Annotated in this window: 11 protein-coding genes and 1 pseudogene; 11 read left to right on the top strand and 1 reads right to left on the bottom strand. The window is 42.8% G+C overall.

The genetic code is table 11. The features are described 5' to 3' along the window. Positions 1-152: 152 nt before the first annotated feature. The 11 genes and pseudogenes from MRK00_13940 to MRK00_13890 all read left to right on the top strand — a co-directional run bounded on the left by MRK00_13940 (position 153) and on the right by MRK00_13890 (position 12,906). Complete coding sequence (locus MRK00_13940) at positions 153-1,700, top strand: methyl-accepting chemotaxis protein (protein MDR4518467.1); 1,548 nt, start codon at positions 153-155, stop codon at positions 1,698-1,700. A gap of 167 nt (positions 1,701-1,867) precedes the next feature. Then, on the top strand, positions 1,868-4,078 hold the full coding sequence (gene cheA, locus MRK00_13935) for a chemotaxis protein CheA (protein MDR4518466.1): 2,211 nt from the start codon (positions 1,868-1,870) through the stop codon (positions 4,076-4,078). Between the two features lie 59 nt (positions 4,079-4,137). Next, positions 4,138-4,647, top strand: coding sequence for a chemotaxis protein CheW (locus tag MRK00_13930; GenBank protein ID MDR4518465.1), 510 nt, complete (start codon positions 4,138-4,140; stop codon positions 4,645-4,647). Between the two features lie 1,058 nt (positions 4,648-5,705). Continuing rightward, positions 5,706-6,851 (top strand): annotated as a pseudogene (locus MRK00_13925) (methyl-accepting chemotaxis protein). A 76-nt stretch (positions 6,852-6,927) separates the two neighbouring features. Continuing rightward, the gene (locus MRK00_13920) at positions 6,928-7,848 is read left to right on the top strand and encodes a chemotaxis protein CheR (protein ID MDR4518464.1); all 921 of its coding nucleotides are present in this window, start codon (positions 6,928-6,930) and stop codon (positions 7,846-7,848) included. A gap of 3 nt (positions 7,849-7,851) precedes the next feature. Then, positions 7,852-8,499 (top strand): chemoreceptor glutamine deamidase CheD, encoded by a 648-nt coding sequence (gene cheD / locus MRK00_13915; protein MDR4518463.1) that lies wholly within the window; start codon positions 7,852-7,854, stop codon positions 8,497-8,499. A gap of 34 nt (positions 8,500-8,533) precedes the next feature. Beyond that, positions 8,534-9,613: a chemotaxis response regulator protein-glutamate methylesterase gene (locus tag MRK00_13910; GenBank protein MDR4518462.1), complete on the top strand. Its 1,080-nt coding sequence runs from the start codon at positions 8,534-8,536 to the stop codon at positions 9,611-9,613. A 78-nt stretch (positions 9,614-9,691) separates the two neighbouring features. Continuing rightward, the gene (locus tag MRK00_13905) at positions 9,692-11,404 is read left to right on the top strand and encodes a methyl-accepting chemotaxis protein (GenBank protein MDR4518461.1); all 1,713 of its coding nucleotides are present in this window, start codon (positions 9,692-9,694) and stop codon (positions 11,402-11,404) included. Positions 11,405-11,653: 249 nt separating this feature from the next. After that, a complete protein-coding gene (locus MRK00_13900; GenBank protein ID MDR4518460.1) occupies positions 11,654-12,085 on the top strand; it encodes an NlpC/P60 family protein in 432 nt (143 codons plus the stop codon). Between the two features lie 72 nt (positions 12,086-12,157). Continuing rightward, positions 12,158-12,559, top strand: coding sequence for an isoprenylcysteine carboxylmethyltransferase family protein (locus MRK00_13895; protein ID MDR4518459.1), 402 nt, complete (start codon positions 12,158-12,160; stop codon positions 12,557-12,559). Between the two features lie 47 nt (positions 12,560-12,606). Beyond that, the gene (locus MRK00_13890) at positions 12,607-12,906 is read left to right on the top strand and encodes a DUF4389 domain-containing protein (protein MDR4518458.1); all 300 of its coding nucleotides are present in this window, start codon (positions 12,607-12,609) and stop codon (positions 12,904-12,906) included. 61 nt (positions 12,907-12,967) lie between these two features. Here MRK00_13890 and MRK00_13885 read toward each other — a convergent pair whose 3' ends face one another. Beyond that, the gene (locus MRK00_13885; protein MDR4518457.1) at positions 12,968-14,113 is read right to left on the bottom strand and encodes a TIGR03088 family PEP-CTERM/XrtA system glycosyltransferase; all 1,146 of its coding nucleotides are present in this window, start codon (positions 14,111-14,113) and stop codon (positions 12,968-12,970) included. Positions 14,114-14,156 lie beyond the last annotated feature (43 nt).

Below are 14,156 nucleotides of genomic sequence, written 5' to 3'. Positions count from 1 at the left end.
TTTATATAAGGTATTTTTAGAGATGCCCTAAAGATGAAGTGGGTCGTGTGTTCAAAGTGGCCAAAATCGCAACTGATGTGACAAGAGAAAAACTTGAAGTCGTTGGTCAACTCGACGCAATCAGCAAGGCTCAGGCTGCAATTGAGTTTTCTATGGATGGAAAAATAACTGCTGTTAATGATATTTTCCTGGAAATGTTCGGATATACAGGCAACGAAGTCATTGGACAGCATCACAGTATAATGCTTGATGCATCTGGAAAAAACACTCAAGAATTCAAAGGGTTCTGGGAAAGGCTGCAACGTGGCGAACAAAACAGCGGCCAATACAAGTATATCAACAAAAGTGGCAAAGACATTTGGATTCAGGGTTTTGCCAGCCCATTAGTAGATTTAAACAGGCAGCCATTTAAAGTGGTCATGTATGCTTCAGATATCACGCAACAAGTAGACGCAAAACAAATGCTTGAATCGGCTGTGATACAAACCAAAGATGTTATTTCATCAGCACGTGAAGGCGATCTGTCGCAACGTATTCCGATGGACGGCAAGGAAGGCGGTATCGCTGAATTGTGCGACAACGTCAATTCACTAATTGAAACAACCGATATCACCATGAAAGAAGTTGGGCGTGTGCTCGAAGCGCTGGCCCAGGGTGATTTGAGACAAAAAGCACCTGAAAACTATCAAGGCGATTTTGGCCGATTGGCTGATCACGTCAACAAGACAGTTGACAACCTTGTCAGCATCGTTAACAGCATAACTGATTCATCAGATGTGATATCAGACGCCATAAAAGAAATTGCATCAGGAAACAGCGACTTGTCCGAGAGAACTGAAAAACAGGCGGCTAACCTTGAAGAAACAGCGGCCAGTATTGAAGAATTAACCAGCACTGTTCGTCAGAATGCCGAGAATGCACAACAAGCCAACCAGCTCGCGATAGGCGCCTCTGACGTGGCGGAGAAAGGTGGAAATGTCGTCAGCCAGGTTGTCACAACAATGTCTTCCATCAACGACAGTTCGAAGAAGATTGTCGATATTATCAGCGTAATTGATGGCATTGCCTTCCAGACTAACATCTTGGCATTAAATGCAGCGGTTGAAGCTGCTCGAGCTGGCGAACAAGGCCGAGGTTTCGCGGTTGTGGCTACAGAAGTCCGTAATCTGGCGCAACGCAGTTCCGCAGCGGCAAAAGAAATTAAAACGTTGATTAGCGATTCGGTTGAAAAGGTTGAAAACGGCACCAAACTGGTCGATGAAGCGGGCACAACAATGGATGAAATTGTTCAGTCCATCAAACATGTCGCAGATATTATTGGCGAAATCACTACCGCATCTCATGAGCAAAGCTCAGGAATCGAACAGGTTAATGACGCGATTACCCAGATAGATGAGGGCACTCAACAAAATGCTGCGCTTGTAGAAGAGGCGGCTGCCACAGCTGAAGAAATGCAATCTCAGGCGCAGCAATTGACACAGGCCGTCGCTGCATTCAGTCTGAGATCGTCACAAAAAACTGTTTCCAATACAAAACAGGCGCCGGAGAGACGTGATTACTCGTCAAGGCCATTCAGTGGAAACAAAGCAACAAATAGTGACATGTCAGCCAGCAAGACTCAAGCAACAGAAAAGGCAAAAACTGCGACCACCAAATCAAAAGTCGTCAACGCCAAAGATAATGACTGGGATGAATTTTAACGGTCACTCAATCATTTGATCAATGCAATTGCATGTAGCCTGTGTACGTCTGCAATCACTTTGTTAAGAGTAGAACTGGTCATTGACCTGGGTTACAGACGTGCATGGGTTTTCAACAAGAAATTAAGATTTGACCAGATCCATACTTTTGAATTTTAGGATTAGAAATGAGCGCAGACCTTGAACAATTTTATGAGGTATTTTTCGAAGAATCCTCAGAATTACTTGCAGAGATGGAAGCGTGCTTGCTTGGGTTGGATATCAGTTCTCCAGATCCTGAAGACTTAAATGCCATTTTCCGCGCTGCACATTCTATCAAGGGTGGAGCAGGCACATTCGGTTTTACAGACATGACGGAGATGACACATATGCTGGAGTCGTTACTGGACAAGATACGCAAAGGTGAAATTGAAATCCGCAGCGAAATGGTTGATACCTTTCTTAAAGCAGGTGATGTTATCAAGGGTCAATTAGAAGCACATAGAGGCAACGGCGAAGCCGACAAAGCGACAGCTGCGGAAATCAGTGAGGAATTAAAACAGTTCTCGGAGAGTTCCACTCCCCAAAAAAACGAAACAACAGACAAAGCAATAACAGCACCTGCAGAAAATAATGATCAATTACCTGCCGCCACATCAGATGAACAGGCCATTAATGCTGAAAACATTAAACCGAATACTTCAGAAAATGAAACAAAAAGCTTTAACATAGAATTCTCAACCAGTGATATTAACGCAAAATCAATGGAAAATTTGTTTTCCAATTTGAGTGTGCTCGGAAAACTGGAAAAACTCCTGGAATCAGATGAGAAACAAATTTGCAAATTACGGCTCACCACCGCAACCTGCGAAGAGGATGTCTGGGAAGCACTTGCTTTCGTTGTCAATCCCGCTCAGTTAATAATCGAGAAGGAAACGCAGAGCAATCAACAAGCAACAATAAGTGCGGAGCCTTCCCCTGCTGTTTTAGCCGAAGAGACCAATTCAGGGAATTCTGACGAAGTAATCGCTGCAGCGGCAACCGAAACAGAACCAAGTTCGGAAAAACTATACGGTTTTTTCCCCGGAGCCCCCGCAGCACCCAATGAAACAGAAAAAACAGAAAAAACCCAAATCAATATACAACCTGCAGATAACCCAAAAGTCACTGCGAACCCAACAAGCCAGAGTCCGGCTAATAAACAATCCAAATCAAACACTGCAGCAAGTGAGTCTTCTTCTATTCGGGTCAGTATTGAGAAGGTCGACCAGATGATCAATCTGGTGGGTGAACTGGTCATTACCCAGGCGATGCTTGCACAAACAGCTTCAGAGGTTGATCCGGTGATTTATGAAAAGCTCAACAACGGAATGAACCAGTTGGAGCGGAATACGCGCGATCTGCAAGAAGCAGTTATGTCTATACGAATGCTGCCAATCAGCTTTGTATTTAGTCGTTACCCCAGGGTGGTACGCGATCTTGCAGCAAAGCTCGATAAAAAGGTTGAGTTGAAAACGGTCGGTGAAGGTACGGAACTGGACAAAGGATTAATTGAAAAGATTGCAGATCCTTTGACGCATCTGGTTCGAAACAGTCTGGATCACGGTATTGAGTCGCCAGAAAAAAGAATCGCGGCAGGAAAACTGGCTAAAGGAACCATTACATTACGCGCATTTCACCAGGGTGGCAGTATTGTCATTGAGGTTGGAGACGATGGCGCAGGGTTAAACCGTGAAAGAATCATAGCAAAAGCATTGGAACGCGGCATATCGGTTCATGATGGCATGACAGATCAAGAAGTCTGGATGCTCATTTTTGAAGCGGGTTTCTCTACTGCCGAACAAGTTACGGACGTTTCCGGCCGCGGTGTCGGCATGGACGTGGTAAAGCGCAATATTCAAGACATGGGCGGACGCGTTGAAATCGATTCAGTTTTCGGCGTGGGTACGCGTATTACCATCCGTCTGCCACTGACATTGGCCATTCTCGATGGATTATCCGTTGCTGTTGGCGATCAAATGTTCATTGTTCCGCTTACCTATATTACGGAATCGCTCCAAGTTAAAAGTGGTGATATTAAAACAGTCGGTGGCGTTGGCCGTGTAGTGCACGTACGCGGAAATTATTTACCGGTTATTGCGTTACATGAAATCTTTAATATCAAGCCCAATGCCACACAAATTGAAGATGGTATTCTCGTCATTCTCGATGCGGAAGGTCACAAAGCAGCGATGTTTGTAGATGCGTTGGTTGGACAACATCAAGTAGTCATTAAAAGTTTGGAAAGCAACTACCGTAGAGTTGTAGGCGTTTCAGGCGCAACAATTATGGGCGATGGAAAAGTCGCGCTAATTCTGGATACTACCGGTCTGGTCATGGCTTCGCACAAAGATTCTTAAAAAACCATACAACACATTGAATTCATTAATAGTCTAAATTTAAAACTAGGAGGAGCGTCATGTCGCAACAACAAACCGTAACGTCAACCGATTCAGTTGTCGCATCAGCAAACCCGGCACTGAATGAGTTTCTAACTTTCCGTTTGGGAAACGAAGAATATGGCATCGACATACTTAAGGTTCAGGAAATTCGTGGCTATGATGCGATAACGCAAATTGCCAATTCTCCTGAGTTTATCAAAGGTGTCGTCAATCTGCGCGGTATCATTGTTCCCATTATCGACATGCGAATCAAATTCAGACTGGGCACGGCTGAGTACGACCAATTTACTGTTGTGATTATTTTAAACGTATCTGGACGAATCATTGGGATTGTAGTTGACGGCGTGTCGGATGTCATAAACCTCGATTCCGAACAGATGCGCGCAACACCAGAATTTGGAACGGCAATTGATACCGAATATATCAAAGGTTTAGGTACGGTTGATGACAGAATGCTGATTCTGCTTGACATTGAAAAGCTTATGGGAAGTCGGGAAATGGGTTTATTGGACACAACCATTAATTAATCTCGAAACAGTTGGCGCAACTGAATTAACAAAATTTATACGGCCCTGGCAACACTGAGTGATTTCGGTTTAAAAAATTTTGTGAATAATTAAGTACCTAGGAGAAACAAATGTCGTTTTTAGAACACATGAGCTTACCACAAAAATTTACTGTCCTTGGAATCATATTCCTGGTAATGGCAGCTTTCCCGGCATCATTTTATATTATGTCGGTTGCTGGTGAAGTTGAAGTTGCCGAGCGGGAGGTTGCAGGCGTTGCGCCCATTGTATCAATCCATGAAATAGTTAAATTAACGCAGCAGCACCGTGGCCTTTCCGGTGGCATACTGGGTGGAAACGAATCATTGGTAGTACGCTTGCCTGAACTGCAATCACAAATAAATAACGCTGCAGCCAATGTTGATGCTGCATTCAAATCAGCTAATGTATCCGAACTAGTCAATAGTAACTGGTCTGCTGTAAAGCAGCGTCTGGGAGAATTGGCAAACGCGGTTAATCGGCGCCAACTCAGTGTTCCAGACAGCGCCAAGCATCATACTGACGTGATAGGGAGCATGCTGTTAATTGCAGAAAAAATTCAGGATGAATTCGGGCTTTCACTCGATCCTGTTGCCGGCACCTATTTTCTTATCAATGCCACAATGGTCAATGCGCCCAAGATTACTGAAAGCATGGGCAGAATGCGCGCTGCAGGTACAACTGTTCTCGCTTCTGGCGAACTTACTACGGCTCAACGCGCCACCCTTATGGGCCAATACAGCAACATTAACGAATTTTATCAGGAGTTGACGCGCAACCTGGAAAAAGCTACCAGTACCGATGCGCATATCAAAGCAGCAATCGAAGCCAAGGCGGCTGAAGTTAAGCAGCAAATTGATAATGTCCTGGCCATCACCAATACCCAACTATTAAATGCAGAACGGTTGACTCTTGCCGCCGATAAATATTTCGATGATTATACCAACGCAATTGACAACATTTATGCATTTAATGCAATTGCCATTCAGACTCTGGTCGAGGCATTTCAGTTTCGTGTCGTTGATATGCAACATTCCATATATTTACTGATTGGATTAATGGTGCTGGCTTTGGGTTTTGGCATTTTTCTCGCCATTCTTATGGTGCGCAGCATCACAAAACCCATGAATGAAGCGATTGCAATAGCAAATGCTGTTGCTGCGGGCGATCTTACGACCCGGATCGATGCAAAATCCAATAACGAAACCGGAAAACTACTGCAAGCCCTCAAGCAGATGAACAGTAATCTGATTGATCTCGTCGGTAAGGTACGTTTGGGCACGGATTCAATCACCAGCGCCACTGAAGATATTGCTGCAGGCAATTTGAATTTGAGTCAACGCACTGAAAGACAATCCGCTAGTCTGGAACAGACCGCTTCCGCAATGGAGGAATTGACGTCGACTGTCAAACAAAATGCCGATAACGCTAAGCAAGCCAACCAGTTGGCTGCCGGCGCATCCGATGTGGCGATTAAGGGCGGTCAAGTCGTTGGTCAGGTTGTTCAAACCATGAATGAGATCAACGAAAGTTCCAAAAAGATTGTCGACATTATTTCTGTTATTGACAGCATCGCATTCCAGACCAACATCTTGGCACTGAATGCCGCTGTAGAGGCTGCGCGTGCGGGTGAGCAAGGCCGCGGATTTGCTGTAGTTGCTACTGAAGTACGCACTTTGGCACAACGCTCTGCTTCTGCAGCCAAGGAAATAAAGGAATTAATCAGCAATTCTGTAAACAAAGTCGACGTTGGAACGCGGTTGGTCGATGAGGCCGGGGCAACTATGGACGAGATTGTTAATGCTGTCAGAAGAGTAACCGACATCATGGGCGAAATTACGGCTGCATCACAGGAACAAAGTCAAGGCATTGAACAGGTAAACCAGGCAATTTCCATGATGGATACAGCTACACAGCAAAACGCAGCGCTTGTTGAAGAAGCTGCGGCTTCTGCGGAATTAATGCAAGATCAGTCTCAAGAATTGGTTGATGCAGTAACCGTATTCAAATTATCAGTAGGTAGTCAACGCGTGACTAATCATAAAAGACGTCCCAAGCCAGTGGTAACAGAATTGCCCGTTCAGAAAACACAAAAAACCCAAGTTGACGATGAGATTATGTCAGGTTTAGAGCAACCATGTAAGGTTGCAGCAGGCGGTAAAAATGATTCATGGGAAGAGTTTTAATTTGAATTTCTCACAATTTGTGCAAATGACTTGCGGATTGGATTCTAAACCGTACATTTGTTGGAGTATATAAATCATGTTAGCAACAACTACAAAAGCTTCGGAACTCCCGTCCCGTGAATATAATTACACGCAAGCAGATTTTGATAGAACCAAAAAATTGATTTATGACCATGCCGGTATTTCATTATCAGATTCCAAGCAAAACATGGTTTATAGCCGATTGGCGCGGCGTTTACGCGCGCATGGATTAAACAGTTTTAAAGAGTATTTAAATCTTTTGGAAAAAGCTGATGCGGCAGAGTGGCAGGAGTTTGTCAATGCCCTGACAACTAATCTGACATCTTTTTTCCGTGAGAATCATCATTTTCCGATTCTGGAGCAGCATTTAAAAACGTGCAAGAAACCACAGCCTGTCAATACTCAAGATGCTTCGGATCTAAGCGATTATCTTCAAAAACGCAGAAACCAGGCCAAAATTCATCTTTGGTGCAGCGCATCATCCACTGGAGAAGAGCCCTATTCCATGGCGATTTCAGCAATCAGAGCATTTAATTCATTTACCCCGCCGGTGCATATTCTGGCTTCAGACGTGGATACCCAAGTATTGAGAAAAGCACAAGAAGGCGTTTACAGTCTGGATCGTGTGGAAAAATTACCGCAAAGTGTTTTAAAAGAATTTTTTTACAAAGGCAAGGGCCGCAATGAAGGTTCAGTCAGAGTTCGTGACGAAGTACGGGAATTGATCACCTTTCGAAAAATCAATCTTCTGGAAGAATTCTGGTCGATACGCGGTCCTTTTCAAGCCATTTTTTGCCGTAATGTCATGATTTATTTTGACAAGGAAACACAATATAAAATTCTGAAAAAATTCGCACCGTTACTCGACGATGGCGGATTGCTTTTTGCCGGTCACTCCGAAAGCCTGCAATTTGCTTCTGATATTTTTAGACTGCGTTCGAATACCGTCTATGAAGTTGCAAATAAAAAAGGATAAATAATGATTGAAATCGAACCAAAAGAATTTATTCCGATTGACAAACAAGTTGCAACTCATTTCTACTACGATAGCGACTTTAAAGCCCAAAGCGTTAAACTGTTGCCCGGTGAATATTATGTCACCAATCAAGATAAATTACTGGTAACAGTCCTGGGTTCATGTATTGCCGCTTGTATTCGCGACACCAGCAATGGTATTGGCGGCATGAATCATTTTATGCTGCCTGACGGTGGAACATCGGATTCCAAAACGCCGCTCAATGCTCCCGCACGTTACGGCACCTACGCAATGGAAGTGCTGATAAACCAGCTTTTGAAATTGGGTGCACGCCGTGCAAATCTTGAAGCAAAAGTGTTTGGCGGCGGCAATGTGATGAAGGAATTGACAACATCGAATGTTGGCCAGAGAAATGCAGACTTTGTACTCAAGTTTTTAGCCACGGAGAATATTCGAGTAACGGCAAAAGATTTGGTTGATATTTACCCGCGAAAAGTATTTTTCTTTCCAAAGTCCGGCAAAGTGATGGTTAAAAAACTGAAAGGCAGCCAACTGAATAGTATTTCTGCACAAGAAAAAAGCTATAGCAAACAGGTGAATACCTTCAACAATTCTTCAGATTCGAGTGGTGCGGTTGAGCTTTTTTCCTGATAACAATCCGAATAACCGTTTTTGGCGATAATTTATGAATAAAATTAGAGTATTAATCATTGACGACTCTGCACTTGTTCGGAAAATGTTGACCGAGATCATCAATAGTCAACCTGATATGGAAGTTATTGGCGCAGCACCTGATCCGCTTATTGCCAGAGAAATGATACGTGAAATGAATCCGGATGTATTAACGCTGGACGTTGAAATGCCCAAGATGGATGGGCTCGATTTCCTAGAAAAATTAATGCGTTTGCGGCCAATGCCCGTATTAATGATTTCTACTTTGACTGAACAGGGTTCCGAAGTGACGTTTCGTGCACTTGAACTCGGCGCTGTTGATTTCATTGCTAAACCAAAAATTGATATTGCGCATGGTTTACAGGAATATGCCCATCAAATTGCATATAAGATTCGCATTGCAAAGCAGGCTCGGATAAAACGACCGATTGCTGCTTCGCAACCTAAAGTTGCGACTACTCATCAGTCCCTCCCGGTATTGACGAATCGGATTGCATCAACAGAAAAGTTGATCATAATCGGTTCATCCACCGGCGGAACCGAAGCGCTGTATGAATTCCTTTCACAATTGCCACCGAATTGCCCAGGTATTCTCATCGCCCAACATATGCCGGAGACATTTACAAAATCCTTTGCCGAGCGTTTGAACAAACTGTGCAAAATTAGTGTTGCAGAAGCGCAAGGTGGTGAACGTATATTACCGGGACATGCTTTTATCGCACCAGGACATTCTCATCTTCTACTGCAACGCAGTGGTGCAAATTATGTAACTGAATTAAGCAAATCGGAACCGGTCAACCGTCACCGCCCGTCTGTCGATGTACTTTTCAGTTCTGCCGCAAGAATTGCCGGAAAAAATGCAATCGGCGTGATTTTGACCGGCATGGGTAAAGATGGTGCGGCCGGAATGTTAGAAATGCATGACGCTGGCGCCTATAATTTTGCCCAAGACGAAGCCAGTTGCGTTGTTTACGGCATGCCTAAAGAAGCAGTGTCTGCGGGCGGAGTTGATGAAATTGTCCCACTAAACGATATGGCGAGAAAGGTTTTATCCAGAGTTGTAAATATGGGCCCACAAACGGTGCGTGTATAGGGGCGTGTATAAGAATGCATAGCGTTGTTACAAAAAATTGCCATCTAAATAAGCAATAAGGTACTGGAGGATTTAATTATGCGGGTAAACATGCCAATTACAACCAACGAAAGAAAATTTCGTGATACGGATGGGCTCATATCCAAGACTGATTTAAAAGGAAGGATTGTATTCGTTAATGATGCCTTTGTGAATATCAGTGGATTTACACGCGAAGAGCTGCTTGGACAACCTCATAATATAGTACGGCATCCGGATGTGCCCGAAGAAGCATTTGATGACTTATGGAAAACCCTAAAGGCAGGTAAACCCTGGACGGCTATCGTCAAGAACCGGTGTAAAAATGGCGATTATTATTGGGTTGAAGCCAACGTTATTCCACTGCGCGAAGCGGGTCAAATCAACGGCTATATTTCCGTGAGAAACAAACCGACAGCCGAACAAATCACGTCGGCTGAATTACTGTACCAAGAAATTAAAGCAGGCAAAGTTGTACTTAGAGAAGGAAAGGTAATTAAAAAAGGAATTGCGGAGAAACTGGTCGCAATCAGGAATCCTTCAGTAAAAACCAAATTGGGTCTGTTATTTGCTTTTCCTTGCTTTGCGCTATTCATGGCTGGACTAACCGCAATAACTGGATTGGCCGCACAAAATCCGGCTGCCTATATGTCGGCTATCGGGCTTGGCGTTTTGATCTCCATGTTACTGGCTTATTATGGCATATCATCAATCACGCGTCCGATGAGACATATTTCCGACATGATTGCCAAAGCTGCATCAGGTGATTTTTCGAACGAACAATATCCGTCTGCAAAGGGCGAACTGGGAAGATTGCTTGAACTGCTGTCAACCTTGAACAGAAATATGCGCCGTATCATGATAAATATTAATATCAGCACTGGAATCGTCAAAAGTACTTCCGAAGATCTGGCAAAAGGAAACAATGAATTAAGCGGACGTACCGTTGATCAAGCAGCAAGTCTGGAAAAAACGGCCGCATCGATGGAACAACTCACCTCAACCGTAGCGCAAAATACCCAAAATGTACAGGAAGTCAATGCATTGGGTATACAGGCAAGCAGGATAGCGAAAAAAGGCGGTGAAATAGTCAACGAAGTCGTACACACCATGAATTCAATTCATGAAAGTTCCAAGCAGGTTGTGAATATTATTAATGTCATCGATGAAATCGCTTTTCAAACGAATATTCTTGCACTGAATGCCGGCGTGGAAGCTGCGCGTGCAGGCGAACATGGTCGTGGGTTTGCAGTAGTTGCTTCGGAAGTTAGAATGCTTGCGCAACGTTCAGCAACCGCCGCAAAAGAAATAACGACTTTAATCAATAATTCTGTGAATCAAATTGAATCGGGCTCGGAATTGGTCGATAAAGCGGGACAGACTATGGCTGAAGTCGTCGACTCAGTACAAAAAGTAACTGAAATTATGGCGGATATCACCAATGCTTCTCACGAACAAAATTCAGGCATTGAACAAATCAATGAAGCCTTGATTCAATTGGATACAGTAACACAACAAAACACTTCATTGGTAAAAGATGTTTCAGAATCTGCCGATGAACTGAGCAATCAAACCAATAATCTTTCACAGGCAATAGCAGTATTCAAGCTGGGTTCTGATACAGTTACATCAATTAACACCGCATTCGATCGTCGCAATAAATCAAAACTAGCGGCCAGATCATTACGTCAAAGCAACGAAAGAAAAATTGGCGGCAGTTCTTCGAATATCCATCGCCTGTCAGAACGAATTAATGGTACAGAAGCTAAATGATCCGGTGGCATTGAAAATCAAGTGTGCGATCATCGCCACCTAAATCAGGAGATCATTTGTATGCACCAATAAAATAATAATAATTATATGGTTATATGATATTATTAATGTCGCGGTTGATTTCTTTAGCTAATTTGGTATGATACAAGCAATCATATTAAGCGAAAATTGATGATGCGACGTATACAGAAAGAATATGCTATTGTGATATGCTTGGTATTTTCCATAGTAATCACTGGGTGCGGTTCCTTGCAAGAGAAAAAACCAAGCAACTATCAGCTCAGATCAACCGAATTAAGCAAAAAACCTGAGCAAAAAACCATCATTCACAAGCTATATCGTCAACATAGGGAATGGGAGGGAGTCCGTTACCGACTAGGCGGTTTGAACAAAAATGGCATTGACTGTTCAGGATTTGTTTACCTAACCTATAAATCCAAACTTGGAATGTATTTACCTAGAACAACACGTCAACAATCACAATTAGGAAAACAAATTCATAAACACGAATTAAATGCGGGTGATTTGGTCTTTTTTAGAACAGGACCGACATCCAGACATGTTGGTATTTATCTGGAAAATAAAAAATTCCTACATGTTTCTCAACGCAAAGGTGTAACGATATCACATATGGATAATGTCTACTGGAAAGCCAAATATTGGAAATCCGTCAGGGTATAAACATATCCACTAACCATGCACCGGTTAACACTTCTAGTTCCACCCGCACTCCTACTGATTATATTCGCCACAATGATGTGGCTTACCGCAAAATTCTCTCCTTTTTTATCCATTAAACAAATACACGCCTCGATACCACTATTCATGGTAATAGCGGGAGTTATCTTGATCCTGATGAGTAGCGTTTCCTTCTTACGTCAAAAAACAACATTAAACCCGATGAAACCGGAATCATCTTCTGTTCTAATAAAAACAGGTTTGTATCAATATAGTAGAAACCCGATTTATCTAGGTTTAGCAACCATTCTTCTCGGATGGGGTCTCTATTTAAACAACATCGTGGCACTGTTGTGCATAGCAGGGTTTGTTTATTACATGAACCGGTTTCAAATTGAGCCCGAAGAAGAAACACTTGGGAAAATTTTTGGCGTTCAATTTGACGAATATAAAGGTAGAGTTAGACGGTGGTTCTAAAATAGAAAACTTAGAATAAGACCTTATTCATAAAGTAAAGGAATTAAATGAAAAAAGAAGTTGAACAACCATCACAAAGAAATGAAATTCTGGTCCGCGCGATCTTTATGTTATTTTTTATTGTCGTGTATAGTATATCGAAATTTCTCGTTACTGGAATTATGATTTTCCAGTTTGTGTCGATTATGCTTACAGAGAAACCAAACGAACAAATACTCAAATTTTCTCAAGGTTTAAGCATCTATATTTCTCAAATTATCCAATTTCTATCGTTTAATAGTGAGCAACGACCGTTCCCTTTCAGTAAATGGCCGGATAGCGCATCTCATTCTGAGGCTGAAGGTTAATCAAATCATTCGCTTAGCTGATTGATTTTTCTCATGCCGACGCGGAGCTGTAAAATCAGTTCTAATCTTTCAGGCACAACGACTGGTCATACACGCGAAGATAGCTGTTAATCATGGCTGTCATACTAAAAGCTGTTTCAATTTTATGCCGCGCTGATTTACCATGGATATCTAACAACTCTGGCGTTGTGTAATAAGACAACATAGCTTCCATTAACTCCGATTGTTTTCCCGGAGAAACCAGAATTCCAGTTCGCGCTTCTTCGACTAACTCTATATTTCCACCAACTCGCGTTGCCACAACAGGGAGACCACTGGACATAGCCTCCAGAATTGTATTTGATATTCCTTCGCCAAGCGAGGGTAACACAAACAGGTTCATCATGCGCATGAATTCTGGAATATCTGAACGCTCACCCGGGAACCAAACCAGATCATCCGCATTTGCTTGCCGCACCAGACTCAAACATTCATTACGCGAACTTCCATCGCCCACAATCATGAGTCGCAACCTCATGCGAGCCGCTGGTATTTTTTCAATAATCTGTAAAAAAGCTCGTACGAGACTCGGGTAGTCCTTAACTGCCTCCATTCTCCCTACACTACCAATTACAAAGCTATTCTCTGAAAAGAAGCCGCTTGGCGCCAATCCACTGTGAGTAGGTTGTCCAGGAGAAAACCGATGATTGTCAACGCCATTATATATTTGACTTATCCGATTTGATGACACGCCCAGCAAATTGGTTAACCATACTTCCAAGTCCTTACTAACCGTAATGAAATGATCGACAAAGGGATAAATTATTTTACGTAATAGATTATATTTAAAGTTCTCTCCTTTTAAATCAGATATATCCCGTCCGTGTTCGCTATGTACACGCGCCTTAATCCGAGCCGCAACAGCTATTAATTGAGCCTCTAAAGCCGCAAGATTACGTGTATGTACAATATCAGGCTTTAATTCGCGCAGAACTCGAAACAATTTCGTGTATAGCTTTAGATCATATCCTACACGTTTATTTAAGGCAATGACCTGAACATCATCACGCGTTATGCGCTGACGAAAATCTGTATAATCTTCGATACAAATAATCACGTGCCGATATTGACTCGGAGGGATTCTGTTAATCAGATTTACCAGACCGTTTTCAAGCCCACCAACATCCAAGCGATGAATGACATGAGCAATTAAAGGCGGAGCATTCATAATTATAATTTACACTGTCCGGATTTTAGCCGGGTCTAATCAA

It is taken from the genome of Nitrosomonas sp. (genome assembly GCA_031316255.1).
GTDB lineage: Bacteria > Pseudomonadota > Gammaproteobacteria > Burkholderiales > Nitrosomonadaceae > Nitrosomonas.
The sequence above is the reverse complement of the archived record's forward strand: the minus strand, read 5'-3'. Positions and strand labels throughout refer to the sequence as shown.

Excerpts from the sequence above, each read along its gene's own strand:
- MRK00_13895 (MDR4518459.1), top strand. The coding sequence starts at position 12,158 with ATGATGTGGCTTACCGCAAAATTCTCTCCTTTTTTATCCATTAAACAA.
- MRK00_13890 (MDR4518458.1), top strand. The coding sequence starts at position 12,607 with ATGAAAAAAGAAGTTGAACAACCATCACAAAGAAATGAAATTCTGGTC.
- MRK00_13920 (MDR4518464.1), top strand. The coding sequence starts at position 6,928 with ATGTTAGCAACAACTACAAAAGCTTCGGAACTCCCGTCCCGTGAATAT.
- MRK00_13910 (MDR4518462.1), top strand. The coding sequence starts at position 8,534 with ATGAATAAAATTAGAGTATTAATCATTGACGACTCTGCACTTGTTCGG.
- MRK00_13885 (MDR4518457.1), bottom strand. The coding sequence starts at position 14,113 with ATGAATGCTCCGCCTTTAATTGCTCATGTCATTCATCGCTTGGATGTT.
- cheD (MDR4518463.1), top strand. The coding sequence starts at position 7,852 with ATGATTGAAATCGAACCAAAAGAATTTATTCCGATTGACAAACAAGTT.
- cheA (MDR4518466.1), top strand. The coding sequence starts at position 1,868 with ATGAGCGCAGACCTTGAACAATTTTATGAGGTATTTTTCGAAGAATCC.
- MRK00_13905 (MDR4518461.1), top strand. The coding sequence starts at position 9,692 with ATGCGGGTAAACATGCCAATTACAACCAACGAAAGAAAATTTCGTGAT.
- MRK00_13930 (MDR4518465.1), top strand. The coding sequence starts at position 4,138 with ATGTCGCAACAACAAACCGTAACGTCAACCGATTCAGTTGTCGCATCA.
- MRK00_13940 (MDR4518467.1), top strand. The coding sequence starts at position 153 with ATGGATGGAAAAATAACTGCTGTTAATGATATTTTCCTGGAAATGTTC.